Source organism: Desulfosporomusa polytropa, assembly GCF_055380075.1.
Genome location: NZ_AP042400.1, coordinates 5,026,875 through 5,049,625 on the forward strand (window position 1 = coordinate 5,026,875; position 22,751 = coordinate 5,049,625).

Genomic DNA, 22,751 nt, shown 5'->3' on the forward strand with positions numbered 1-22,751 from the left:
GATTGAGCGTATTACCTGAAAATATGATTAACTATACGGTCTGGAAAGACGCGGACCGTAAGATGGGAACGGCTAATATCGATTTGCCGTCATTGGATGCATTGGCTGAAAAAGTAAAAGGTGCGGCGATTGCCGGTGAAGTCGACGCCCCTGTATTAGGACATTATGCAGCCATGACGCTGGGGATTTCCTGGCGGACAATTACTGCAGATGCGGCGTCGCTAGCCAAGCAAGAAGCACATAATTTGACATTACGGGGTAGTCAGCAGATCTACGATTCAGCTGCAGGTAAGTTTACAACAGCAGCTGTCAAAATCGTGGTTAAGGCTATCCCGAAAAAAACCAGTCTTGGTAAATTGGTTGTGGCAGGGCAAACGGATACCAAAAACGAGTTTGAAATACCATATATCAAAGTATTTATAGATGGAAATGAAAAGATTGAAATTGATAAATACAATTTCATTTGTAAGATTGATGGAGAAGATGAGTTAGCCCAAGTCCGGACGGACTTAGGGCTAGAATAATTTTTTGGGGGAATGAAAAGTGGCAAAACTGACGTTGAAAAAACCAATATCGTATGAAGGTGTAGACCATGCGGAATTGGAATACGATTTAGACATATTGACCGGTGATGATTTGATAATGGCTGAAACGCAAGTCGCGGAGGATGGCATTCTTTCGCCTATACCGATAAGTACCGGCAACTACCAAGCAGCCTTATTTGCACGCGCGGCAAAAATCGAGTATCGCATGATGGGTAAACTATCGGCAAAAGATTTTTTAGCTGCGACACAAGCTGTGAAACTTTTTTTAAACGATTCGGTCTAGAACGAAACCCAGGGCAGACAATACGCATTGTCTGCCTAAATCTTTCTAGGTCCGATACATTTACAGGAATCCAATATTGGATGAAATTACCGTTAATAAATCTGTTTTTTTGGGCTGAATTAGTGCAGAAAAACACCAGAAAGGCGGAGAATTGATGGCAAAAATCTATGAAATTGCTTTTCAATTGGCTGGTAAGCTGGGATCTACCTTTCACTCTACCTTCCTTGGAGCGCAGAAACAGATAACAAATACTGATAATCAGATTAAGAAATTGACGGCGAATCAGGGTAAAATTACCCGATTTGATGGGCTGAAAAAAGAATTAGTCGAAACAGGGTACCGATTTCAAGCGGCACAACTAAAGGCCAAGACATTAGGAAACGAGCTTACCGCGACAGAGAAACCGACAAAGGATCTGGAACGGGCATTCTCAAAGGCTAGAAGCGAAGTTGAGAAACTGCAAAGCAAACTGACGTCCCAGCATACAGAGTTATCAAAGCAGCAAAAAGAGATGACGGCGGTCGGGCTTGCTACAGTAAAAACAGCAGAGCAAACCAAACGGCTTGCTGATGAAATCAACCATTTGAAAGCACAAAAAGGTACCTACGAAAATCTGCAAGCCAGTGCAGACAAGTTTAAAGCATCCACGATATCAGCCTTCAAGGGAATAGCGGTAGTTGCCGGAGCGGCTACCGCGGCAGTTTCGGGGTATTATGCAACGGCCATGAAGTTGGCCAATGTTGCGATGGATCAGGCGGCGAAGGCTCGTACTGGGGCGCGACTTGGTTTTGGGATAGAAGCCTACCAAGAACTTGGGTATGCAGCTTCAAAAGTGGGCGTTGATGTAGAGAATTTTGATAAATCCATGTCGCGATTCCGCATGAATATGGCCAAAGCGAACCTGGGAACTGGGCCATTAGCTAATGAACTGAAACTCATGGGGTACGATGTACCGAAAACCATGGCTAATTTAAACAAAATGAAGCCAGAAGAACAGCTGATGAAAATGTCTGAGTTTATGAAGTCTTTACCAGACGATGCGACACGTACACGTATGGCCATTGAACTGTTTGGTAAAGAGGGCATGAAGATGATGACCTTCATGAAGCTTGGCAAAGATGGTCTCCAGGGGTTCCGGAATGAAGCTAAAGATTTGGGGCTTGTTCTATCAGAAGACACGGTAAAACAAGCCACCGAATACGGTAAAGCAAAAAAAATCTTTGGTCAGGTGTGGAAAGGTGCTGAGATGACAGTCGGCGCTGCCCTTTTACCGGGGCTCACAGGCGGTATGCAAGAGTTGGTTGAACTAATCAAGGCAAATAAAGGGGATATACAACTTTTTGCCAAGAATTTTGCGGATGGACTCAGAGAATCCATCCCCGCGGTTTTACAGGTTGTCCGAGGCGTTAAGAACATAGCGACAACAGTAATTGACTTAGCTAAAGGCGCGGCGTTTGCCGTTGGCGGTTTTGACAACCTGTTGTATATTGCAGGTGCTTTATTTGCTGGAAAAATGCTCTGGACAATTGGTCAGTGGGGTACGAGCATGTTTACGATGGCAAAGACCGCAGGGACACTTTTTAGTAGTTTGAAAAATGTATCTATAGCTACACGGCTTTGGGCGGCTGCTCAAGGAATGTTGAATATTGCTATGACGGCTAATCCCGTTGGCGTGGTTCTGGTCGGTATTGGATTGTTAGTTGCTGCTGGTTATGCGTTATATAAAAACTGGGATACGGTTAAAAAATTTATGACTGGTCTCTGGAATAGCCCCGCTTTTGCACTATTTGCCTTTATGACTGGGCCCGTTGGACTGATTATAGGTGCAGGTGTTGGTATTATTGCAAATTGGGAGTCAGTAAAACAATGGTTCACGTTGCTTTGGAACGATCCTGGAGCCGCCTTTAATCAGTTTATAGAACTGATCAGAGGCAAGTTTGGGCAAATGGTGAGCTGGCTGGGTCAAAAAGTTGAGAGTATCAAGAGAATTTTTACTGGTATTGGTAGTGGTTCAGGAGCCACAAACGGAGTTCCGGACGGAGAACGTGAGGACACTAGGGCAACACCGCATGCTTTGGGGGGATTTTTTAGTAAGCCGCATCTCGGCTTAGTAGCAGAAAAAGGTGTTCCGGAAGCGATTATACCGATGGAGAATACTCCACGCTCTATGGGGCTATTACAGAAAGCGAATCAGTTAATGGGATTCGACAGATTAAATCAAGGACCACAGGGTTTTGCAGCTTTAGACTTATCGGTCCCAACTGGTAGCAACAAACAGTCTATAATCGAGGTCCAGCACAGTCCCGTTTATCATATCTATGGCGATAAAGATGTGCAGAATCAGGTCATGCAAGGCGGCGAACAGTCAAACGCTAGTCTGTTGCAGTGTTTGCGGGAGTTAAAGGACGAAGAGGAGCGTGTCAGCTTTGCCTAAAGCGTATATTACGACCCAAGGTGACATGTGGGACTTAATCGCCTATACGCAGATGGGGAACGAGAAATACATGCACCTTTTAATTGAAGCAAATCCGCAATATCGCGAGACGGTAATCTTTTCGGCAAATGTTACGCTTACTATTCCGGACGTTCCAGCAGCCCAAACCGTATCCAATTTGCCTCCATGGAAGAGGTGATCATATGAGTACCGCAAGAAAAGCCCATGTAGAAATCACGTATCGGGGGACAAATATCACAAAAGATATCGCTCCTTTTCTCAAAGATTTTGAGTATAACGATAACGAGTCAAAAAAGGCAGACGAAATCCAAATCACTCTCGAAGATCGGGAGTTGCTATGGATGTCGTCATGGCTGCCAACAAAGGGAGACACTATATCTGCTACGATAATAGTTGATGATTGGTTTAGCCCTGGGCAATCCCTATCATTACCGTGTGGATCATTTCAGGTAGCTGAATATGGCTTAAGCGGTCCACCTAATGTTGTAAAAATCAAGGCGGTTTCCGTGCCAGTAACATCGGCAGCCAGGGGTGAACAGAAAACAAAAGGCTGGGAACACATTACATTGTGCGATATGGCTAATGACATTGCCAGTAATGCAAATCTGTCACTACTGTATGATGCAGACATCAACCCATATTACTTGCGAGTGGATCAGGCCGAAACGTCTGACCTTTCTTTTTTATTACAGCAATGTGAAAAATCGGGGTTATCGTTAAAAGTTACGGACCAGCAAGTAGTTATTTTTGATGAACGTAAATATGAAGCCAAAGATACTGTTCGAGTGATTGACCGGCTGGGTGGCGATGTTAAAACGTACGATTTTAAAAGTAAGTCAGCCGGTACTGCTCAGGCTGCAGAAGTTTCTTATACAGATCCGCTGTCAGGGCAAACCAAAACAGAACTTTTTGAAGATCCGGACAGCACCAGTGGTGTTACATTGAGAGAAAATATATGTCCGGAAGATGAAGAGTTTCCCGATGATGACGAATACGAGGACGGTGTAGAGTAATGGCGAAAAAAACACCTGCCGTAGCAGTTGCACGTCCGGACGGTGATTTTTCAGATTTCGTTGTTGACGCTGCCGGTGCGGCAAATGGTGCTGCACCTACTGCGAAACACCTGGCTAAAAACAGGCTGCGTAAAGCGAATAAGGAAGAAAATAAAGCAAGCCTAGATTTGTTTGGCGATCCGCGTTTGGTGGCCGGGGTCACGGTTACACTGAAAAACTTTGGCTCTTTTGATGGAAAATGGATTATAGAAAAGGCGTCGCACAAGGTATCAAAGGGCTATGGCATGCAGGTTGAGATTAGGCGGTGTTTGAATGGCTACTGACAATTTGTTTGGTGATCGAACAGGCAAAGGCGTTGACGAAGCGTTTAAAAACATCGTCAGAGTAGGTAAGGTTTGCGCAATTAAGGAAAAGCCGCTACGGGTGCGCGTGCAATTTACTGACAAGGGTAATATGACATCGCATTGGTTGCCGTGCATCGTGCCAAGTTCTCTCAAAAACAAAGTCTATGATCTTTATGACATCGGTGAAGATGTCGTTTGCTTTTTTTTACCGAATGGCATCCAACGTGGTTTTGTAATTGGAGCATATTATCCAAACAATGTCGAGGTACCGGAAGGGTCGATTGATAAATGGATTCGACAGTTTTCGGATGGCGCTGTTTTAGCGGTGGATCGAAAGCAACATGTTATGAAGATAACAGATTCGTTTGGTAGTTTTATTGAATTTTCCGGAGGGAATATAACAATTAAAGCGGTTGGAAACGTGTATATCAATCCGTAGGAGGTGGTAGACATGCCTCTTGTAGTTAGGCTGGGGGATATGTCGGCAGGGCACCCGCATTGTTATCCTGCCAGGCCAAATGTTGAGGCTAGCCCCAATGTATTTTGCAACAGCCTGGGCGTGCACCGCCTGGGTGACGCTTGGGCTGTGCATGGTGCGTGCCCTGATCATGTGCCGCATGGCGGCGTGGCCAGCAGTGGCAGCCCTAATGTCTATGTTAATGGCCAACCAATTTGTCGCATTGGCGACGCGATTTCTTGCGGTGATACCATGGCCCAGGGCAGTCCCAATGTATTTGTAAACTAGGGGGGTGAACCCACTGCAAATTGATATTAGCGGTACCGGGATTACAAATGTTAATTTTTCGCCGCAAAGCGAGGCTGAAGAAGTTATCCAAAATGTGCAAACAATATTGTCAACGCCGATATCTTCTGTGGTGCTTGATAGAAAATTTGGGGTTGTGCCAGCAACAGACGCTCCACTGCCGGTAGCAAAAGCTAGATTATCAGCGGCGTATGTTACAGCAATACAAAAATATGAGCCGCGTGCCAAAATAGTTTCTATAACTTTTTCTGGTGCCGAAGGAAAGCTGATTCCGACAGTTAGAATCGGGGTGGCAGAATGAGTATTGGCACGTTTGGTTCAGTGACATTTGAGGCGGCGGAAAAGAAAGTCCGGACGTTCGATGAGTTTAAGCGGACAACATCAGCCAAATATGAAGAACATGCTATTATAGGGCAAAAACCATTACTGGAATTTGTGGCGTTAGGATTAGACACCATTACATTCCAGATGGTTTTTTCTGTTTCACTGGGGCTAAATCCAGCAAAAGAAGTCCAGATGCTACGCGAAATCCTGCAAAAATACCAATATTATCCCTTGATTATAGGCTCAAAAAGCCTCGGTAATTTTGTTATTGAAAATCTGTCAGAGACATGGCGACATGTGGACAATCGCGGAAACCCTTTGCATATCGCAGTTGATGTGAGCTTAAAGGAATATGCTACGACATCAGTCAGCACTAATCAAACAACTGTTACGGCGGCAGCTGAAACGGCAAATGTTACGAAAGTAAACAACGCTATTCAAACGGCTGCTAACAGTGTGGGCCTATCTGCTACCAGCACCCAGTCTCTTGCCAAAGTAGCACAAACGGCCACGAAAAACCCAGTAACGGCTGCCGCCGCGACGAAACAAATATTATCAACAGTAAAAACGTTGCAAAACATTTCTAAAAGCACAGACATTGCTACTGCTCTAAGTGCAGCAGGAGTCAAAACTAGTAGTTATTCTGTATTGGGCTTAAATCCTGTTAGCTTGGTAAGTAAAACAAAATCAGATCCTGCGGGTGCAATTGTAGAACTTTTGACTGCCATTGATAATAGTACTGGCAAAGACAAGCTATCCGCGACAAAAAACATTGTTGGCTCTGCTAACGCAGGATCAACCATCCAGATCGCTAAAGAAATGAAAGGGGTGGTAAACCTGTGATTGCTAATTTGCCCTCAATAAGTTTTACTGACACCGACGCTGGAAATATCGAGGCGTCAGTTATAACTATGTATGAGGCTATTGCAGGCCGGACACTCGCTGACAGCGATCCAATTAGATTATTTTTGCAGAGCGTGACTGCTATCATTATTCAGCAGCGAATTTTGATTGATTATAGTGCAAAAATGAATCTGTTAGCTTACTCCGAAGGTGATTATTTGGACCATATAGGTATCATGGTGGGCGTCACCCGCATGGAAGCTTCAGCGGCAACAACGACATTACGGTTTACGGTTTCAGCGGCTCAGCCGCAAGCAATAACAATTCCAGCGGGCTTTAGGGCTAGTACACTAAACGGAGTTATTTTTAGTACCTCCACAGCGGCAGAAATAGCTGCAGGTAGTCTAAGTATTGATGTTCCAGCGATTTGCGCTTCTACGGGAGCCGATGGCAATGGGTATCTTGCAGGACAAATTACTAAATTTGTTGATACTCTGCCATATTTACAATCGGTTATAAATACTACTACAACGGAAGGGGGCGCGGATATTGAGTCTGACGATAATCTGCGCGCGCGTATCCAGCAAGCCCCCGAAAGTTTTTCTGTAGCTGGTCCTGATGGGTCCTATATTTTTTTCGCGAAGTCAGCTTCGCAGTTGATTGTGGACGTAGCGGTATATAGTCCGAGCGATGGAGTGGTGGAGATTCGGCCACTGCTGGCTGGCGGGGAAATGCCAGGAGAAGAAATCCTGCTGGCGGTAGCTGATGCGTGCAGCGACAAAAAAATCCGACCGCTCACCGACAAAGTAACCGTGCTGGCACCGGAAACTGTAAGTTATGATATTAACCTTACCTATTATATTAGCCGCGCTAATGTGACTATCATCCTAGCCATACAACAGGCAATCAGCAAGGCCGTAGACGACTATATGATCTGGCAGAAATCAAAATTAGGCCGGGAGGTCAATCCATCAGAATTGAGCTGGCGCGTACGGGCAGCCGGAGCCTCCAGGGTGGAAGTGACGATGCCGGTATATGCGGCGCTGAAAAAATATCAGGTGGCTGTGGCCAGCAGCGTCACACCCAACTTCGGAGGTCTTTCTGATGGCTGATATTACCCAGGTTACGCTGCTCGACCTAGTGCCGCCAAGTATCCGGAGTGATCCGCAGGTGCAGGCAGCTGCAGCGGCTATTGATAAAGAACTGCAGGCTGTAACGGCAGCCATACCTACAGTTGTTTTATATGCCAGAATTGACGAACTGCCGGAAGATGTCTTGGACGTGTTGGCCTGGCAGCTGCATGTTGATTTCTATGAGCCTATTGGTTTTTCAATTGATAAAAAGCGAGCCATGATTAAGCAGTCAATCGCCTGGCATCGGCACAAAGGGACGCCATGGGCGGTAGAGCAGGTAGTTAGTGCAGCATTTGCCCGGGCCGAAGTGAGGGAATGGTTCAATTATGGCGGGAAACCATTCCGGTTTAAGGTGCGAACAATTGACTCTTTGCCTGATGATGAAGCATATCAACGACTGATACGCGCAATTTTCACAGCGAAAAATACCCGGTCTTGGCTGGATGAAGAGACGTCAGGAATTGAAGTACAGAGAGAAATACGCATGCCAGTACTTTATGGTAGTGCCGCCAGGTTTGGTTCAATACAGACTATTGCTCCGCGAATTGTTATTCCGGCTATTTCGGTTGCGACACAATACGGCCAGGTTTTGCGTAAGGCGGCTAGACAGGTTGTAGGCTTGCGATTGCCTGCACCAGCGATTTCGCAATATGCTGGATCAGCTGTAAGGTTGGCAAGAATCACTAAAATTCATGTAAGGGAGGCTTGAGTGTGGCAGGTTTTAATGGAATGACGTTGACAAAAAAAGGAATAGCCCTGCTATCCAAAATCCAGCAGGGGGGCTCAATTACGTTTACCCGTATGGCAGCCGGTGATGGACAATTAACGTCTGGTCAGGACGATAAGCAGTTAACGGGACTTGTGCATTATCTACGAGATATACCTGTTGGTAAAGTTGAGCGGGTTAGTGAGGATACAACGGTAATTCGTGGTGTACTCACTAATGCAGGGTTAACCCAGGGTTTTGTAATTCGTGAAATTGGAATGTTTGCAGTGGACCCGGACGAAGGGGAAATTCTCCATTCGTACACCAATGCAGGAGATGAGCCAGACTATATTCCGGTTCCCGGCAAAGTCACGGCTGAAGAATTTATTGAGGTTTATACTGTGGTTGGACAGGCGGAAACGGTTAATATGACCATTGATCCGTCTATTGTTTTTTTAACGCAGGTTGATTTGAACAATCATGAAAACGAAACTGATCCACATAAAAAATGGTTGCGCGTTGGCACTCGTGTTACTGATTGCGCAGATGTTTGGGTATCGTCACCTGGGGAAACGACGCCGGTGCCGACAATACGTCCCTTGGCATTTGAAACACTTAAACGCCAGATTCTTGGCGGTGACGGCAGTGACATAACCACCCTTCGCAGTAACGACGCTACCCTATTTCGCGCAATCCAGGAATACGCCCTCGAACAAGAAGCAAAAAGCCTAGCTCCTAACGGCTATAGCCTTGTATTTGCCGAGAATTTCGAGGACTGCGACGAAGTTGATGTATTCTCAACCACCGTCCAATCGGTAGCCGGTGATGATACTATCCTGGTTTCTAGCGTGAAAGGTCTGCTGACCGGCTCATATTACACCATATCGGACGGCGTAAACCAGGAACTAATCCAAATCCGCAGTATCATCAAAAATGACACTGACCGGCGTGTGATTGCCACAGAAAAACTTAAATACACGTATCAGTCAGGCAAAACCAGCATGTACCGCTCAACAGCGCAAATCGTAACATCAAACGGCGAGGCTCTTGGTGCAGGTGATCAACGGGCAAAAATGTGGGAACCGAACATTACATTTTCCGGTGTTAGTGGTAATGTGCCGCAGACGGCTATTTTGGATACCAGCTTAAGCAATGCGGCCCTAACTGTGACTGGTGACGGCGCATTTACTGCGGATGGATATTTTACGCTTAAATAGGAGGTGGTATAGATGGCTTTTGATATAAGGAATGTAGGTGGCCTTGGCACTGGGATACTAGGTGATGTGACTATATCGTCAACCAGTACGCAGGTAAACAGCTATGCCAACGTGACGAACGTTGGTGCTTTAGGCTTTCAGGTCACAATAGGCACGCCCAGTGTTGGCGCGTTTGGTGGTTTTACTGCTGGGCAAGATCTACTTTTCCATGTTACAGGTTGTTTGAGTGCCGAAACGACGAATATTGACAAATATGCTTTCGCAACCGCTATAGCTATGGCAGGCAATACGTTGACGTTGGATAAAGCGGTGCCGATTTTTGATTTAACCAAGTATGTTTGTCAAGTTGTTACAGTGCCAAACTTCAACAATTTAGCGGTAAACTGCCGAGTCGATGCTTTGGCATATGACACTACCAAAAAATACGGTGGTATTTTAGTTGCCAAAGCAAAAGGCGTTTTTGATTTAACAAATGGTATGTGGATTACGGAAGCAAAAGGCATACCTGTATTAGCTTGCTTAAAAACAGATGGTACGCCTGTAGCTGTACCTCTCAAACCGTCAGGCATTATAATGACAAATGCCGATTTGCCTACTAAGTTAATAATGCCAGTCGGTGCAGGCATAGCAGTAATAATCGCGGATACTTATAAACGTGGTAGCACAACTAGAATAGGATCAACATGGGATGGTAGTACTGGTACTCCTAATACCGCAAACACGGGTGGATTTATGGGTAGTGGAAACGGACCTGCGGGTATTGGAGGGAACGGTGGCGGAGGAAGTTATGATGGTGGCATCACAGCAACAACGAGCACAGGTGGTAGTGGTTCAACAGTTCATAGTTTTGGAGGATTACCTGGTTACCATGGTGGACCATCATACGGTGATGGTGTAGCGCGTCAATATTATTCGGGCTACGGTGATGCTGGTGCTACAATAATGTTATTAGCTAATAACACTATTAATTTCTCTTTAGCTTGTTTTAGCACAGGAGGTTATGGCGGTCATGGGCTTTATGTGGCTAATGCTTTTGGTGGCGGTGGCGGAGGAGCAGGATTTGGTTTCATAGCAACCAACACAGCCAATTTCCCGACTAATACAACTGCTTATGCATTGGATACGCTTATCACAAACAAAAGCAGCCTACTTACAACTTCGGCACCATGGGATTTAACAACATGGACATCGGCTGACGGCTTTACGGTTCTCGGCAATCAGCCTGCTGGCACCGATCGGCGATTCGTATTTAAACTGCCTATTGCGACAACTGGCGTAAGAACTTATCCCATATCCACAAACGCGGTAGCCGGTGATACGGTAACTATCAACAGCGTGACCTTTACTGCAGTCGCCAGCGGAGCTACAGGGAATCAGTTTAATGTCGGTGCGTCTACTACGACCACAGCTACGAATCTAGCTTCTGTTCTCAATGCCAATACGACTATCAATGCTCTATACACGGCCACGGCGTCAACCAACATTGTAACTCTCACGGAAAAAGTATCTGGCGGCGGCAATACGCCAGGCACAATGTCAAAAACCGGCACTATAGTCATAGGTGTCGGAACGGTAACTACGGCAGTGCCGTCTACAGGGGGTTACTACAAAATTTCCGGTAGCGGCTCTGTAACTTTGGTCAGTGTGCCGTCACAAATGCTTACCGATAAAAGCGTTTTGGCCGAGGGTAACACAGCAGCCGAGTTGGCCTTGACAACTAATATACCCGCTTTTGTTGGTAAGTTAATCTACCCTTCAATTGCTCACATTGGGCCGGGTGATGGCTCTGTAGTACCCACAACCCGTATTGCAGTCAACGGTAAAAACAGCCAAGACACGATTACGAAAACCTTTGATAGCGGCGAGATTGTGCTGGCCGCAACCGATGTCGATGTGTTCTCGGCGGCTGCGCTGGTTAACAATGTCGGTGCGGCTTCTACTTTGCTTAAAATTGCCGCCAAAAAATCTACTGGAACATGGTCAGATTACGTTAATCTTGACCAGGCCAATACCCTGCGCGGTAGTAGTATCGCGCTTAGAAGCATTTGCACAGTACCTTCTGTTGCGTCCGGTGCATCATCTACGGTGCAGAAAGTCACAGTGCGTCACCGCTCAAATGACGCAGCTGTCAGTGGCCAATCAGCAGAAATTGTCATGAACACGGATGATTTTTCCAGTGGCCTACAAGCGGGGCAGACGGCAGCAATGCGGGGAGTCCGGGCACTCTTAAAACACGACGGTTTCCGGGACGCTGGGGCAAAAGCCTGGTGCTCATTCCGCAGTCAGCCAAAAACTAGAGAACGTATTGCTGTCGGAATAGGCAACCAGGGTAACAGACTGACCATGATACTAGGCGTGGATGATGCCCAGGGAGTACGGCAAAGGGACACAGGTATCAACCACAATACTCTACAGGTTTGGTACGGTGCGACGCCAGTAGATATTGATTTCAATACCGAGGTTTCCGAGATTTACGGCAGTCCCCCTGATGGCGTGACTGTGTTTGCATCATACTCCTATGGATGGGAGCCGGAAGTATGGGTGCAGATGGAGGCAGGGCAGACCAATCCTTACAATGGCACAAGCTCCTTTGCTACGGATTATGGTTATACCATTCCTAATAGCGCTACGAAAGCCGTAGGTGCCGTTAAATTTGAACTAGCTAAACCAGTCGGCTCTTTACCCGCGGGGTATTCGATTGGTACTGTAACCGGCAAGCAACAAATGGTCTGGGTACCTCATAACCTGAAACGGGAAACCATCGTCATTACGCCCAGCGCCGGAACGGTATCCTGGGTATACGATGAGGATAGCGGCATTATTACCTTTGTCGGTTCTAACACTGGTGCAACACTAACCCTGGCCGCTGATTGGGTGGCAGAAACGCCAGTAGCCACTGGGATAACCGCTTGTTATGTACAAAGCGCGTAAGGAGGATGACAATGACAAGGATAAATAAAATCAAACCAACTACCCAGCCTACGCTGGAGCAGGTCAAGACAGCCAAACTAGCCGACATTGACACTTGGACTAAAACCGCCATCACAGGCGGTTTTTTCTCTGAGGCTATGGGGAGCCGAAACAAGTATGACTCCGACGAGGTAGACCAGCAAAACCTCATGCTGATGCGGCAGGTTTCAACATCGCCGGACTTTGCGACTAATCCAACGTATCAAGGGAAAATTCCTCTTCGAGCCATACCGGAAGGACAAACAGAAAAAGTTATTTTTATGCACAATGCCACTCAGGTCCAGAAAGTTGTTGATGATCTTGCCTTGCATATAGGTACGTGCAAGCAGAAAGGATGGGTGCTACAGGAGGCAGTGGGGATAGCAGCTACTACTGAGGCTGTGAATGTGATAGTTTGGTCGTAGTTAATTTATTCTTTTGGGGGTGGAGACTTGGGAGAAAATCAAATCGCAGTACCAATGGACGCTTTTTTAGAGATCATTAAAGGGCAGGCCAGGATTGAGGCGAAGCTGGATGCGCATATAGGGAATGAGTCAACCCTTGAGGGCAGGGTTTGCACCCTTGAGAATGACAGTAATCAAGTAAAGGGTGGCCGAAAAATGCTGACCTGGCTTATCCCATTATTATCCGGAGCAGCGGCCATGGCTGGCACGGCGATTGCCTACGCAGTTACTGTTGGGAAATATATCGAACAGATCCAACATGTTCAAGGAGCAATTAAGTAAATTAGGAGGGCAGAGTTATGGCAAGAGTATGTACTGATCCCGGCCATGCCGGAGGTAACACGGACCCAGGGGCAACAAATTCGGTAACGGGATTACAAGAGGCTGACGTAAGTCTAACTGTTAGTAAGTTGGTAGAAAAATACTTAACGGCGGCTGGCTGTGAGGTCAAGCTAACCCGTACCGAGCAAGAGCAGCCTGAAACCGACGACCTGCAATATCGCTGCGATATCGCTAACGAGTGGCCTGCGGATGTGTTTGTGTCCATCCACTGCAACGCGGCAACCGCAGGAGCCAAAGGTTTTGAAGTATGGACCAGCCCTGGTGAAACCCAAGGCGATGTACTAGCAACCTGCATATTTAATCAGATTGCAGCCGAATTTCCCGACCGTTTAGGCAGGGCTGATTACTCAGACGGCGATCCAGACAAGGAGAGCCGTTTTTATGTTTTAACTCAAACCGATGCGCCAGCATGTCTGGTAGAAATGGCGTTCATCTCCAACGAGGAAGAAGCCGCTCTGCTGGCCAACCCAACATGGCAAAATAGGTACGCAAGGGCCATCGCCAGGGGCGTGACCGACTATCTGCAGGAGGTAGCTTGATGGCGAAAGTAACACTGATTTTTGTCGGCGGTGACAGTACTGTAGACCGGCTAATTGATACAGTATCTAAAGGAGATGTGTCCCACGTGGCATGTCTCCTTTTTGATTCGGTTTTGGAGTCTACCGGCCTAAAGGATGAATCAGATCCCTATCCTGGGGTATGGCTACACCGACCCGACAAATATAATAGCAATCCGGATGCTCGGTTCATCGAGGTTGAAGTCCCGGACATCGAGGCCCTTAAGACTGAAGCCAGGCGTCTATTGGGAACGCCTTACGCCTACGGAGGATGCCTAAAGACCGGCATATTCGATATGTTAGACATACAACTGCCGGACAATGATTGGACAATGCACTGTAGCGAAACCATTACACGATTACTGAAGGGCGGGAAAGTACCGTTATTGCCTTTATTGGTGCCAGGGGTCATAGATCCCTACAGGCTGGAAAAAACGATAATGGAGGACTGGCATGGACAAGACGTTACTGAACAATTTCGCACATGCAGTCAAAGCTAGGCCAATACTGAAATTACTCCCTGGTGGACTAAGGGAACACGCCCTACAATATCCGGAGATGTGCTTAGAGGATATTCGCCACCAGGCTGGTAATCTGGAATTGACCGAAGCAGAGGTTTTGGCAATGGCACCATCTACCACCAGTGAAGTAGTTCAGGCATTACTGCCGGTTGTCGGTGAAATCGCCCTGGCACTGGTAAAAAAGTATGCACCCGTTATGGCAACGTCAGGAGCGATCGGAACCGCGATCGGAGCGGCAGTAGCTCCGTATTTAAATATCCTGGTAAAATAATTAACGAAAAGGGGTAATGTTAAAATGGCAAATAAGGTAGTAAGTACAGTCAAAACAATTTTGGCAGGGTTTGCAGAAATGACAATTGATCAAAAGAAGGCGGCACTGAAAACGGCTTTAAACGCTGAGATTTCCAGCACTACAAGCACATGGGTAAAATGCCGGGATAGTGCATATCTATTGCTACTGGATTATGCAGGCGAAAGAATTACCAATCAAGTATATAAATGGATTAGCTAATACAACGGACACCATAACTATCGCACAATAATTTCAAAAGCCCACTCTCAGCCTGACGGTTTGGGGTGGGATTTTTTTATTTTGGGCAGGAATTTGATAGTAAATGGCAAACATTGTAATTGAGGAGGGGTAAAAATGACTATGATTGACTATATATTTTTAGAAGAAGCTAAGAAGCAATGTAAGTTCGCTCTTATAGCTGTTGAAAATATAAAATGCGGTTTAGAGAAATATGATACTGATTTATTTTGGTTTTCTGTTCACGGTTTTTTGAGTGCAACTGGTAATTTATCGAAATTACTAAAAAGAGCGAAACCTTTAGCTACTATCTTAGAGATAAACGATGATCATATTATTTTTGATAGAGCATTTAGAAATCACTGGGAACACTTTGATGAACGAATAGAGCGTTGGGCGATAAACTCAAAGAATAAAGTTTTTGTTGATTGTAATATTGGACCAGCTTCGCAATTTGAAGTATTTGCAGATGCAATACCGTTTCGTAACTATGAGGTAGACACAGGCTGCCTTGTATTTGCGGGAGATCGAATGGAAGTCCAAAAGCTAATAGATGCAATATACCAAGTAAAGGTAAAATTGGATCGGATTAAATTGAATTAAGACGCCCAGCTTTTCCCATTCATCCCCTCTTTACACCACCGAACATTTGTTTTACAATAAACACAAACAAACGTTCTATAAGGAGGGTTCCCCATGTACATAACAGGTGATACCCACAGTAAAAACAAACTATTCGTTGCCATCACTGCCGAACATGACTTAAACGGCATAATAAAACCGATAATCCTCCACTGGGCCGACGGTCGCAAATGGGACATCGACAAAGTTTACGATGTTCGCCAGGCAGCGTCGTTGAAAGCTGGTGGCCAGGGCTGGCGGTACACCTGTCTGATTGCAGGGAAACAGGTGCTTCTGTTCTGCGATGAGGGTAAGTGGTTTATAGAAAAATAGCATTATTATATTTACTGTCCATCTCTTAGCCATGGGCGGGATGAATTTGATTTTTATATTTCGTAGGAAAATGTTCGCGAACAGAGTATATATTAAGGAAGGATTTTTTAGAATAAAACGATTTAAGAATTTTTAAGATGTGAAACATTAGAATCACATTAGTAACAAATAGGCTAAAAATGCTGATGAAATGCGGGTGTTCAGTTCACAAAACGTTAATTTTGCAATGCGAACCGCCAAATTTTTGGCGGTTCTTTTTGTTAGGATGACATTAACTTCAACTGCCTTCAAAATAACTGGTGTAACGTGTTTGGCATAATAAGTGTAAATAAATAAAATTTTCCTAGTAGCTAGGCAGGAATTTCCTTAATAGATATCTAATATTAATTAATAGTTAATATTACTTTAATGGGGAGTTGTCGATATTGAGTAACCTTACCAAGACAAATGCCTGGAGCTGGGATGGCGAACAGGTAGTATTTGATACTGAGAAAGATGCACTTTGGGGTGTTGTGGAACAGGCGAATGGCGCCTGGGCGATTTTAGTAGATACACCGGGCGGTGTTTTGACAGCCGGGCAATTTGCTATACTAGCAGATATTATGGCTGATGGCGGCGCTGCCGTTAAATTTACTAGACGTCAGCTGCCAATTTTGTTAGTGCCCAAAGACAAGGTGACAGGAGCATTAGAAAAATTGACAGCTGGTGGATTACGAGTTGCCAGTGTTCATGGAAGTGTTCGTAATATTGTTGCCTGCCCGGGCAAAGGCTTGTGCGTGCATGGGCGTCAGGAAACCTTGGGGCTGGCCAAGGAAATTAACGAGGCCGTATATGGTACTAAGTTGCCGTGGGACTTCAAAATTGGAGTGTCTGGTTGTTCGCGCAATTGTTCAGCAGCATTGTGCCAGTGCATTGGGTTGATTGGCGAACCACGGGGCAAATTTACTATAGCGTTAGGTGGCAAAGAAAGCGGCACAACGCCGATTCATGGACTGGTATTGCCTGTGAAAGTCCCGCGGGAAAAGGTGGTGCCAGTAATTGTGCGGTTGTTGGCGCTGTATGCTGCAGTAGCTGCTGAATTTACCGCAACTGGCGAATTGCTAGAACATCCCCGTCTATACCATGTTATTGCTAAAGTGGGCATAGACCGCTTTGTTGCTGCAGTACAAGAGGAGGTCGAAACATGAGTTTTTCCAAAGAAAATGCGTTTATGGCGTTTGTCAGCACCAACAAAGCGTGCGGCAACTGCAAGAACTGCGCCAAATCTAGCTGCCATATTGGGCTAGCTAAAGATACATTAATGTATATGTCGGAGACAGGTACGAAATTTAATGATGATATTCCTGAAGATATTTTAGAGTTAATCCGCTCTTTGCCGGTTGTTGACGGACGGGTTGAACATTTCAAGGCATTAGCAGCTTATGATGCAGTGAGTAAAATTTGTGATGATTGCCGCTTGCAAGATCATGATGAATTTTGCTCAATCAACATTACCCTAACAGCACTGGGAACTTTGGTTTACGGACCATCCTTCAAAACTGCAAAGGACAAACAACTCAGGGTGTAAAGTAAGGCCCGGCATTATGCCGGGCCTTACTTTTATTTTGCCAACAAGATGGGGGTAAGTTTGGCTTCTTGGGCTTGTGCCGGTCCAATATAGCTGTTGCGGGACATAGCTGCAAGTACTACAGCTTGGCGCTGTTTAGCAGCTGCAAAATCGACATAGGGCGAGGTTAGTGAGGGTGCATTAGGCAACCCGGCTAGCATGGCACATTCGGCTAAATTCAGATGAAAAGGCGGTTTGCCAAAATAAATGGTGGAGGCTTCCCCGATCCCATAGGCACCTGAGCCAAAATAGATGCTATTCAAATACATTTCCAGAATGTCTTCTTTCGAGTAGCGCAGCTCAATATCAACAGCTAGGACAAATTCCTCAACTTTCCGGCCAAGTGTTCGCTCTTGGGAGAGAAATAGGTTTTTCACTAATTGTTGAGTAATGGTACTGCCGCCTTCCACATAAGACCCTGTTTGGACATTGACTAAGGTGGCCCGCAAAATACCCTCAATGTCAAATCCAACATGGTGATAAAAGCGACTGTCTTCGACGGCGATGATTGCCTGCTGCAAAGCGAGGGGGGTATCGGATAGTCGTACATAACTTTTTTTATCCAGCTTAGTATCAATAGCGCTTTTTAGAAAAAATACCCGATGTACTCGTTCCCAGGTGCCGGTAATACTAGACAATGTAGCAACAGGTGCTCCTGTTGACAGTGGATTAATCTTGGAGATAGATGAACGCAATACTGACTCTCCGCCTGCCCATAAAAAAGTAACAAAAAACAGGATAACTAATAAGGCAAGGAGTCGGCCTTTTTTTACACGCCTAGTTTTCACGTAGATCACCTCTAACTGTCGCAAACTTCTTCCTCTTTATTTTAGCATTTAATTGCCAAATTGAGAATACAGTGTAAGTAGCAATGGCAACAGGGAAAAAGAGGTGGTTAGTATGCGGATACTGGCGGTAAGACGACAACGGGTAGTGAGTGCAGTCGTATTTAGTATCGCGGTGGTGGTGTTAAACCTTCTGACGCTGCGTTATCTTGTGCTGGCAGATATCGAAAATGCGGACTTGTCAGTGCTTAGTGGCAAAATTATCGCGATTGATGCCGGGCATGGTGGAATTGATGATGGTGCAAAATGGAACGGACTGGATGAAAAGAATATTAATTTGGCGATTGCAGCTAAAGTAGCCGCTGTCCTGACAGCCAATGGTGCTACAACTGTGCTTACCCGTGAGGACGATGTCGATTATTATACCAAAGGCAAAGGCGGCAAACGCAATGACTTGTTGAAACGGGCCGATATTATTGAAAAATCGGGGGCTAACCTCTATCTAAGTATCCATTGTAATGCGATTAAAGGCGCAAATTGGTCAGGTGCTCAGGTATTTTATAATCCCAAACAGGAGGAAAATAAGCAATTAGCCGAAATTATGCAGCAAGCACTAAAAAATTTCCCTCCTGGTAATAAACGCCAAGTCAAGCAGGATTCTGACATTATTTTATTGAAATCTGTAACTATAGCAGGTGTGCTCATTGAAGCCGGTTTTATTAGCAACCCAACTGAGGCTGCGCAGCTTAACAGTGAAGCTTATCAACAAAAACTGGCTGAAGCTATTGCCAAAGGGTTGGCGTATCATTTTAGCCAGAATGTGGAACGATAAAACGCACCACTAGCTGAAGGGAGCGATAGTATGGATAATTTGGTTGGCTGTGCACTCATGCCACACCCCCCGATCATGATCCCGGAAGTGGGACATCAAGAACTGGAACATATTAAAGCTACAGTGGAAGCCGCAAGGCAAGTGGCAGAAATGCTAAAAGAAGAAAATCCTCAAACTGTTGTTATTATTACACCGCATGGCCCGGTGTTTGAAGATGCCGTTGCCATTAGCATTCATCCTCGTCTGAGAGGGAGTATGGCGCAGTTTGGTGCCCCTGACGTAACGCTGGGGTTTGAGACAGATAATCTTTTAATAAAAAATATAATTCGCAATTCCCAGCGACTGGGTATTAATTTAACCGAATTAACCGTTGATGTGGCCAAGAATTATCGAATACCCTTACAACTTGATCATGGTGCCTTTGTACCGCTCTACTATCTAGCGAAAGCAGGATTCAAAGGGCAGATTGTGCATCTATCTATGGGTATGTTGCCTTATGAGGAAATGTATACTTTTGGCAAAGCCGTGCAGGCAGCTATTAGCCATGGTGGTAGGCGAGTGGCGGTAATTGCCTCAGGCGACTTGTCACATCGTTTGACACCAGATGCACCTGCCGGTTATAGCCCGAAAGGGATAGAGTTTGACCGGCAGCTAGTTACGGCTCTTACTAATGTGGATGTTAAGTCTTTACTCAATATGGATGAAAATTTGATTGAAGAAGCCGGACAATGCGGTCTCAGGCCAGTCTTTTTCCTTATGGGTGTTATGGGAGGACTGGATACCGAAGTAGTAACAACTTCGTATGAGGGACCCTTTGGCGTTGGGTATGCAGTTATTGCTTTTAAAATAAAGGGTAAGAAATAGGAGGCGTTAGGATGGATAAACAAAGTGAGCCGGTAAGACTTGCTAAAAAAAGTCTTACCTATTATCTGGAACATAATCAACTTATGGACAAGCCGGCTGAACTCCCAGATATGTTACAGGAGAAGGCGGGGGTCTTTGTTTCTTTTAAAAAAGAAGGTCAACTGCGCGGCTGTATTGGTACCTTTGAGCCTACCCAGCAGACTATTGCCGAAGAAATCATTCAGAATGCCGTTAGCGCTGGGACCGAAGATCCGCGCTTCAGCCCGATCAAACTAAGCGAATTGGCAGAACTGGAGATTTCAGTCGATGTATTGGAACCACCAGAAGCGATTGAGAGTATTGATGAGCTTGAACCAAAAACCTATGGGGTAATTGTCCGTTGCGGACACCGTTCCGGCTTGCTCTTACCTGACCTCGAAGGTGTAGATACTGTCACTGAACAGGTAGGTATTGCTATGCAAAAAGCTGGTATCCAGGCAGAAAAAGAAATTGATTTGTACCGTTTTACCGTAACACGTTATAAATAGCGTATAGCAGGTGAGCAAAAGTGCGTGAGGCGCTTCATTATGAGCAGCAGGGCCAAGTGGCTCTCTGCCAATTATGCCCGAAAAAGTGCACGATTACTGAGGGGCGGACAGGGTTTTGCCGGGTACGCCAGAACACGGGCGGCAAGCTGTATAGCATTAATTATGCGCAAGCCACGGCCCAGGCGCTTGACCCTATCGAAAAAAAGCCACTCTATCATTTTTACCCAGGCAGCACCATTCTATCTCTTGGCACATGGGGTTGCAACTTTGCCTGTCAATTTTGCCAAAACTGGCAGATTGCCCAGGCACAGCCGCACACTACTTTGCTTGAGCCGCAGGCGGCGGCCGCGCTGGCCAGCCAACTTGTCACCCAGGGCAATATTGGCATCGCCTATACCTATTCTGAGCCTAGTGTGTGGTATGAATATATCCTGGATACTGCGAAGTTAGTACAAGCAGCCGGACTTACAAACATATTGGTTTCCAACGGGTTCATTAACGAACAACCCTTACAGGAACTACTGCCTTACATTGGGGCGATGAATATTGATGTTAAAGCCTTTACCAATGAATTTTACCAAAAAGTGTGCGCCGGCGAACTTGCTCATGTCAAACGCACCGTGGAGCAGGCCGCGCGGCAATGTCATGTCGAGATTACCACCTTAATCATACATGGACTTAACGATTCTGTAGCGGAAATTGCCAGCTTGGCTAAATGGCTGGCAGGCATCAATGCTGATATACCACTGCATCTGTCCCGCTACTTTCCTAACCACAAAATGGATGCACCGCCGACACCGGTAAAGACCTTGGAGGCTGCATATGAAACAGCGCGTGAGTATCTTAACTATGTATATTTGGGCAATGTTGGCGGCAATGCTACGAACACCTATTGTCCGCAATGTGGTCACAAGGTAATTGACCGCCTTAGCGGTTACAGCCAGTTAGCCGGGCCGGGGAAAAACTGCCCCCAATGCGGGCGCAGTATACCTATCAAAGGGGAAATTCGGTTATAGGATAGAGGCTGATGCTAAAAACAGCGGCCTCTATTTTCTTTTGCACTTATATTTTAATGTATACATGAAACAAAAATACTTGCATTATTATTCATTGCTAATGTATAATGTTACAAAAGGGGCGATAACTATGAAAATAAGTATTGTCGGAGCTACCGGCTATGCCGGTGCGGAATTACTGCGTTTACTGGCATCTCATCCGGCTGCCGAAGTACAATATATTACTTCAGAAAGTCAGCCGGGAACGGCCATTGCTGACATATACCCACATCTTGCACGCTTTTATCCGCAGATACTAACAAGTCTGGCGGATTTGGATAAAATTGCTGCTGGGAGTGACGTCATTTTTATTGGGCTGCCTCATGGGCATGCAATGGAGGTAGGACGTAAAGCAACAATAATCAATCCTAACATTAAAATTATTGACCTTGGTGCTGATTATCGGTTTAAAAATCATGACGTGTATGAGCAGTGGTACAAAGTGCCACATACGCACCGGGAGGCCAACGCCGTCTATGGCCTCACTGAGCTAAACCGCAGCCAAGTGCGTGAGGCCAGTATTGTCGGTAATCCTGGCTGCTATACAACGGCTAGTATCCTGGCACTGGCACCACTAGTAAAGAATAAACTGGTAGACCTGACAACCATCATCATCGATGCTAAATCCGGCGTATCTGGTGCTGGACGGAGTCTGAGCCTAGGTTCGCATTTTACCGAAGTATTTGAGAGTGTCAAGGCCTATAATGTGGGTGGGCACCGTCATACACCAGAGATCGAGGAAGTGCTCAGCGGACTAGCGGAAGAAGAACTCACTATTACCTTTACGCCGCATCTTATTCCTATGCCCAGAGGGATACTCAGTACCTGCTATGCTAACCTCAAAGCAGGCGTAACCCCGGAAGCGGTCGATGAGGCCTATACCTCCCTTTATGGCAAGGAATACTTTGTCCGATTGTTAGGGCGGGGCGGTTATCCGGTGACCAAAAATACGCGTAGTAGCAATTTCTGTGATTTGGGCTGGCATATTGATAAACGCACCGGCCGGGTAATTGCGATTTCTGCCATTGACAATCTGGTCAAAGGTGCCGCTGGTCAAGCAATACAAAATATGAACGTTATGTTTAATATAGATGAGAAGACAGGGCTGGATAGTGCCCCAATATATCCGTAGGAGGAAGT

Annotated in this window: 30 protein-coding genes; 29 read left to right on the top strand and 1 reads right to left on the bottom strand. The window is 45.8% G+C overall.

What is annotated here, in order from left to right; translation table 11 throughout:
- The first annotated feature begins 2 nt into the window (after positions 1 to 2).
- The 24 genes from ACZ449_RS25360 (at position 3) to ACZ449_RS25475 (ending at position 17,509) form a co-directional block, all read left to right on the top strand.
- Entirely contained in the window at positions 3 to 524 is a 522-nt protein-coding gene (locus ACZ449_RS25360) for a phage major tail tube protein (RefSeq protein WP_464258807.1), read from the top strand.
- Positions 525 to 543: 19 nt separating this feature from the next.
- Positions 544 to 828 carry a phage tail assembly protein gene (locus tag ACZ449_RS25365; RefSeq protein WP_464258808.1) on the top strand — a complete coding sequence of 95 codons (285 nt, stop codon included), beginning with the start codon at positions 544 to 546 and terminating at the stop codon, positions 826 to 828.
- 154 nt (positions 829 to 982) lie between these two features.
- On the top strand, positions 983 to 3,262 hold the full coding sequence (locus tag ACZ449_RS25370; RefSeq protein ID WP_464258809.1) for a phage tail tape measure protein: 2,280 nt from the start codon (positions 983 to 985) through the stop codon (positions 3,260 to 3,262).
- Entirely contained in the window at positions 3,255 to 3,461 is a 207-nt protein-coding gene (locus ACZ449_RS25375) for a tail protein X (RefSeq protein ID WP_464258810.1), read from the top strand. Before ACZ449_RS25370 ends, ACZ449_RS25375 begins: the two co-directional genes overlap by 8 nt.
- A 4-nt stretch (positions 3,462 to 3,465) precedes the next feature.
- Complete coding sequence (locus ACZ449_RS25380) at positions 3,466 to 4,296, top strand: phage late control D family protein (RefSeq protein ID WP_464258811.1); 831 nt, start codon at positions 3,466 to 3,468, stop codon at positions 4,294 to 4,296.
- The gene (locus ACZ449_RS25385; protein WP_464258812.1) at positions 4,296 to 4,619 is read left to right on the top strand and encodes an XkdQ/YqbQ family protein; all 324 of its coding nucleotides are present in this window, start codon (positions 4,296 to 4,298) and stop codon (positions 4,617 to 4,619) included. Before ACZ449_RS25380 ends, ACZ449_RS25385 begins: the two co-directional genes overlap by 1 nt.
- Complete coding sequence (locus tag ACZ449_RS25390; protein ID WP_464258813.1) at positions 4,609 to 5,079, top strand: phage baseplate assembly protein V; 471 nt, start codon at positions 4,609 to 4,611, stop codon at positions 5,077 to 5,079. Before ACZ449_RS25385 ends, ACZ449_RS25390 begins: the two co-directional genes overlap by 11 nt.
- Positions 5,080 to 5,091: 12 nt before the next feature.
- Positions 5,092 to 5,385 (top strand): PAAR domain-containing protein, encoded by a 294-nt coding sequence (locus tag ACZ449_RS25395; protein WP_464258814.1) that lies wholly within the window; start codon positions 5,092 to 5,094, stop codon positions 5,383 to 5,385.
- 4 nt (positions 5,386 to 5,389) lie between these two features.
- The gene (locus tag ACZ449_RS25400; protein WP_464258815.1) at positions 5,390 to 5,704 is read left to right on the top strand and encodes a GPW/gp25 family protein; all 315 of its coding nucleotides are present in this window, start codon (positions 5,390 to 5,392) and stop codon (positions 5,702 to 5,704) included.
- The gene (locus tag ACZ449_RS25405; RefSeq protein ID WP_464258816.1) at positions 5,701 to 6,570 is read left to right on the top strand and encodes a phage tail protein; all 870 of its coding nucleotides are present in this window, start codon (positions 5,701 to 5,703) and stop codon (positions 6,568 to 6,570) included. Before ACZ449_RS25400 ends, ACZ449_RS25405 begins: the two co-directional genes overlap by 4 nt.
- Positions 6,567 to 7,682, top strand: coding sequence for a baseplate assembly protein (locus ACZ449_RS25410; RefSeq protein ID WP_464258817.1), 1,116 nt, complete (start codon positions 6,567 to 6,569; stop codon positions 7,680 to 7,682). The genes ACZ449_RS25405 and ACZ449_RS25410 overlap by 4 nt, the downstream gene beginning before the upstream one ends.
- Positions 7,675 to 8,412: a phage tail protein I gene (locus ACZ449_RS25415; protein ID WP_464258818.1), complete on the top strand. Its 738-nt coding sequence runs from the start codon at positions 7,675 to 7,677 to the stop codon at positions 8,410 to 8,412. The genes ACZ449_RS25410 and ACZ449_RS25415 overlap by 8 nt, the downstream gene beginning before the upstream one ends.
- Positions 8,413 to 8,414: 2 nt before the next feature.
- Positions 8,415 to 9,626: a phage tail-collar fiber domain-containing protein gene (locus tag ACZ449_RS25420; protein ID WP_464258819.1), complete on the top strand. Its 1,212-nt coding sequence runs from the start codon at positions 8,415 to 8,417 to the stop codon at positions 9,624 to 9,626.
- A 12-nt stretch (positions 9,627 to 9,638) separates the two neighbouring features.
- Entirely contained in the window at positions 9,639 to 12,557 is a 2,919-nt protein-coding gene (locus ACZ449_RS25425) for a hypothetical protein (protein ID WP_464258820.1), read from the top strand.
- 11 nt (positions 12,558 to 12,568) lie between these two features.
- Complete coding sequence (locus ACZ449_RS25430) at positions 12,569 to 13,000, top strand: DUF4376 domain-containing protein (RefSeq protein ID WP_464258821.1); 432 nt, start codon at positions 12,569 to 12,571, stop codon at positions 12,998 to 13,000.
- Between the two features lie 27 nt (positions 13,001 to 13,027).
- Positions 13,028 to 13,321, top strand: coding sequence for a hypothetical protein (locus ACZ449_RS25435; protein WP_464258822.1), 294 nt, complete (start codon positions 13,028 to 13,030; stop codon positions 13,319 to 13,321).
- Between the two features lie 17 nt (positions 13,322 to 13,338).
- Positions 13,339 to 13,920: an N-acetylmuramoyl-L-alanine amidase family protein gene (locus tag ACZ449_RS25440; protein WP_464258823.1), complete on the top strand. Its 582-nt coding sequence runs from the start codon at positions 13,339 to 13,341 to the stop codon at positions 13,918 to 13,920.
- A complete protein-coding gene (locus tag ACZ449_RS25445; RefSeq protein WP_464258824.1) occupies positions 13,920 to 14,438 on the top strand; it encodes a hypothetical protein in 519 nt (172 codons plus the stop codon). The genes ACZ449_RS25440 and ACZ449_RS25445 overlap by 1 nt, the downstream gene beginning before the upstream one ends.
- Entirely contained in the window at positions 14,392 to 14,730 is a 339-nt protein-coding gene (locus ACZ449_RS25450; protein WP_464258825.1) for a hypothetical protein, read from the top strand. Before ACZ449_RS25445 ends, ACZ449_RS25450 begins: the two co-directional genes overlap by 47 nt.
- Before the next feature lie 24 nt (positions 14,731 to 14,754).
- On the top strand, positions 14,755 to 14,970 hold the full coding sequence (locus ACZ449_RS25455; protein ID WP_464258826.1) for a hypothetical protein: 216 nt from the start codon (positions 14,755 to 14,757) through the stop codon (positions 14,968 to 14,970).
- Positions 14,971 to 15,105: 135 nt separating this feature from the next.
- Positions 15,106 to 15,591: a hypothetical protein gene (locus ACZ449_RS25460; protein WP_464258827.1), complete on the top strand. Its 486-nt coding sequence runs from the start codon at positions 15,106 to 15,108 to the stop codon at positions 15,589 to 15,591.
- 93 nt (positions 15,592 to 15,684) lie between these two features.
- Positions 15,685 to 15,942 (top strand): hypothetical protein, encoded by a 258-nt coding sequence (locus ACZ449_RS25465; protein ID WP_464258828.1) that lies wholly within the window; start codon positions 15,685 to 15,687, stop codon positions 15,940 to 15,942.
- 425 nt (positions 15,943 to 16,367) lie between these two features.
- The gene (locus ACZ449_RS25470) at positions 16,368 to 17,129 is read left to right on the top strand and encodes a hypothetical protein (RefSeq protein WP_464258829.1); all 762 of its coding nucleotides are present in this window, start codon (positions 16,368 to 16,370) and stop codon (positions 17,127 to 17,129) included.
- On the top strand, positions 17,126 to 17,509 hold the full coding sequence (locus ACZ449_RS25475) for a hypothetical protein (RefSeq protein WP_464258830.1): 384 nt from the start codon (positions 17,126 to 17,128) through the stop codon (positions 17,507 to 17,509). Before ACZ449_RS25470 ends, ACZ449_RS25475 begins: the two co-directional genes overlap by 4 nt.
- A gap of 32 nt (positions 17,510 to 17,541) precedes the next feature.
- Here ACZ449_RS25475 and ACZ449_RS25480 read toward each other — a convergent pair whose 3' ends face one another.
- Positions 17,542 to 18,336 carry a transglycosylase domain-containing protein gene (locus ACZ449_RS25480; protein ID WP_464258831.1) on the bottom strand — a complete coding sequence of 265 codons (795 nt, stop codon included), beginning with the start codon at positions 18,334 to 18,336 and terminating at the stop codon, positions 17,542 to 17,544.
- Between the two features lie 112 nt (positions 18,337 to 18,448).
- On the opposite strand from ACZ449_RS25480, the gene ACZ449_RS25485 reads away from it, so the two are divergent.
- The 5 genes from ACZ449_RS25485 (at position 18,449) to argC (ending at position 22,743) form a co-directional block, all read left to right on the top strand.
- Complete coding sequence (locus ACZ449_RS25485) at positions 18,449 to 19,165, top strand: N-acetylmuramoyl-L-alanine amidase (RefSeq protein ID WP_464258832.1); 717 nt, start codon at positions 18,449 to 18,451, stop codon at positions 19,163 to 19,165.
- Positions 19,166 to 19,195: 30 nt separating this feature from the next.
- Positions 19,196 to 20,029: an AmmeMemoRadiSam system protein B gene (amrB, locus tag ACZ449_RS25490; RefSeq protein ID WP_464258833.1), complete on the top strand. Its 834-nt coding sequence runs from the start codon at positions 19,196 to 19,198 to the stop codon at positions 20,027 to 20,029.
- 11 nt (positions 20,030 to 20,040) lie between these two features.
- The gene (amrA, locus tag ACZ449_RS25495) at positions 20,041 to 20,556 is read left to right on the top strand and encodes an AmmeMemoRadiSam system protein A (protein WP_464258834.1); all 516 of its coding nucleotides are present in this window, start codon (positions 20,041 to 20,043) and stop codon (positions 20,554 to 20,556) included.
- Positions 20,557 to 20,576: 20 nt separating this feature from the next.
- The gene (amrS, locus tag ACZ449_RS25500) at positions 20,577 to 21,572 is read left to right on the top strand and encodes an AmmeMemoRadiSam system radical SAM enzyme (RefSeq protein ID WP_464258835.1); all 996 of its coding nucleotides are present in this window, start codon (positions 20,577 to 20,579) and stop codon (positions 21,570 to 21,572) included.
- A gap of 130 nt (positions 21,573 to 21,702) precedes the next feature.
- Positions 21,703 to 22,743 (top strand): N-acetyl-gamma-glutamyl-phosphate reductase, encoded by a 1,041-nt coding sequence (gene argC / locus ACZ449_RS25505; RefSeq protein WP_464258836.1) that lies wholly within the window; start codon positions 21,703 to 21,705, stop codon positions 22,741 to 22,743.
- Positions 22,744 to 22,751 lie beyond the last annotated feature (8 nt).

Coding starts and splice junctions, on each gene's coding strand:
- ACZ449_RS25370 (WP_464258809.1), top strand. CDS start 983: ATGGCAAAAATCTATGAAATTGCTTTTCAATTGGCTGGTAAGCTGGGA.
- ACZ449_RS25380 (WP_464258811.1), top strand. CDS start 3,466: ATGAGTACCGCAAGAAAAGCCCATGTAGAAATCACGTATCGGGGGACA.
- ACZ449_RS25385 (WP_464258812.1), top strand. CDS start 4,296: ATGGCGAAAAAAACACCTGCCGTAGCAGTTGCACGTCCGGACGGTGAT.
- ACZ449_RS25390 (WP_464258813.1), top strand. CDS start 4,609: ATGGCTACTGACAATTTGTTTGGTGATCGAACAGGCAAAGGCGTTGAC.
- ACZ449_RS25395 (WP_464258814.1), top strand. CDS start 5,092: ATGCCTCTTGTAGTTAGGCTGGGGGATATGTCGGCAGGGCACCCGCAT.
- ACZ449_RS25405 (WP_464258816.1), top strand. CDS start 5,701: ATGAGTATTGGCACGTTTGGTTCAGTGACATTTGAGGCGGCGGAAAAG.
- ACZ449_RS25415 (WP_464258818.1), top strand. CDS start 7,675: ATGGCTGATATTACCCAGGTTACGCTGCTCGACCTAGTGCCGCCAAGT.
- ACZ449_RS25425 (WP_464258820.1), top strand. CDS start 9,639: ATGGCTTTTGATATAAGGAATGTAGGTGGCCTTGGCACTGGGATACTA.
- ACZ449_RS25430 (WP_464258821.1), top strand. CDS start 12,569: ATGACAAGGATAAATAAAATCAAACCAACTACCCAGCCTACGCTGGAG.
- ACZ449_RS25440 (WP_464258823.1), top strand. CDS start 13,339: ATGGCAAGAGTATGTACTGATCCCGGCCATGCCGGAGGTAACACGGAC.
- ACZ449_RS25445 (WP_464258824.1), top strand. CDS start 13,920: ATGGCGAAAGTAACACTGATTTTTGTCGGCGGTGACAGTACTGTAGAC.
- ACZ449_RS25450 (WP_464258825.1), top strand. CDS start 14,392: ATGGACAAGACGTTACTGAACAATTTCGCACATGCAGTCAAAGCTAGG.
- ACZ449_RS25455 (WP_464258826.1), top strand. CDS start 14,755: ATGGCAAATAAGGTAGTAAGTACAGTCAAAACAATTTTGGCAGGGTTT.
- ACZ449_RS25460 (WP_464258827.1), top strand. CDS start 15,106: ATGACTATGATTGACTATATATTTTTAGAAGAAGCTAAGAAGCAATGT.
- ACZ449_RS25465 (WP_464258828.1), top strand. CDS start 15,685: ATGTACATAACAGGTGATACCCACAGTAAAAACAAACTATTCGTTGCC.
- ACZ449_RS25475 (WP_464258830.1), top strand. CDS start 17,126: ATGAGTTTTTCCAAAGAAAATGCGTTTATGGCGTTTGTCAGCACCAAC.
- ACZ449_RS25485 (WP_464258832.1), top strand. CDS start 18,449: ATGCGGATACTGGCGGTAAGACGACAACGGGTAGTGAGTGCAGTCGTA.
- amrB (WP_464258833.1), top strand. CDS start 19,196: ATGGATAATTTGGTTGGCTGTGCACTCATGCCACACCCCCCGATCATG.
- amrA (WP_464258834.1), top strand. CDS start 20,041: ATGGATAAACAAAGTGAGCCGGTAAGACTTGCTAAAAAAAGTCTTACC.
- argC (WP_464258836.1), top strand. CDS start 21,703: ATGAAAATAAGTATTGTCGGAGCTACCGGCTATGCCGGTGCGGAATTA.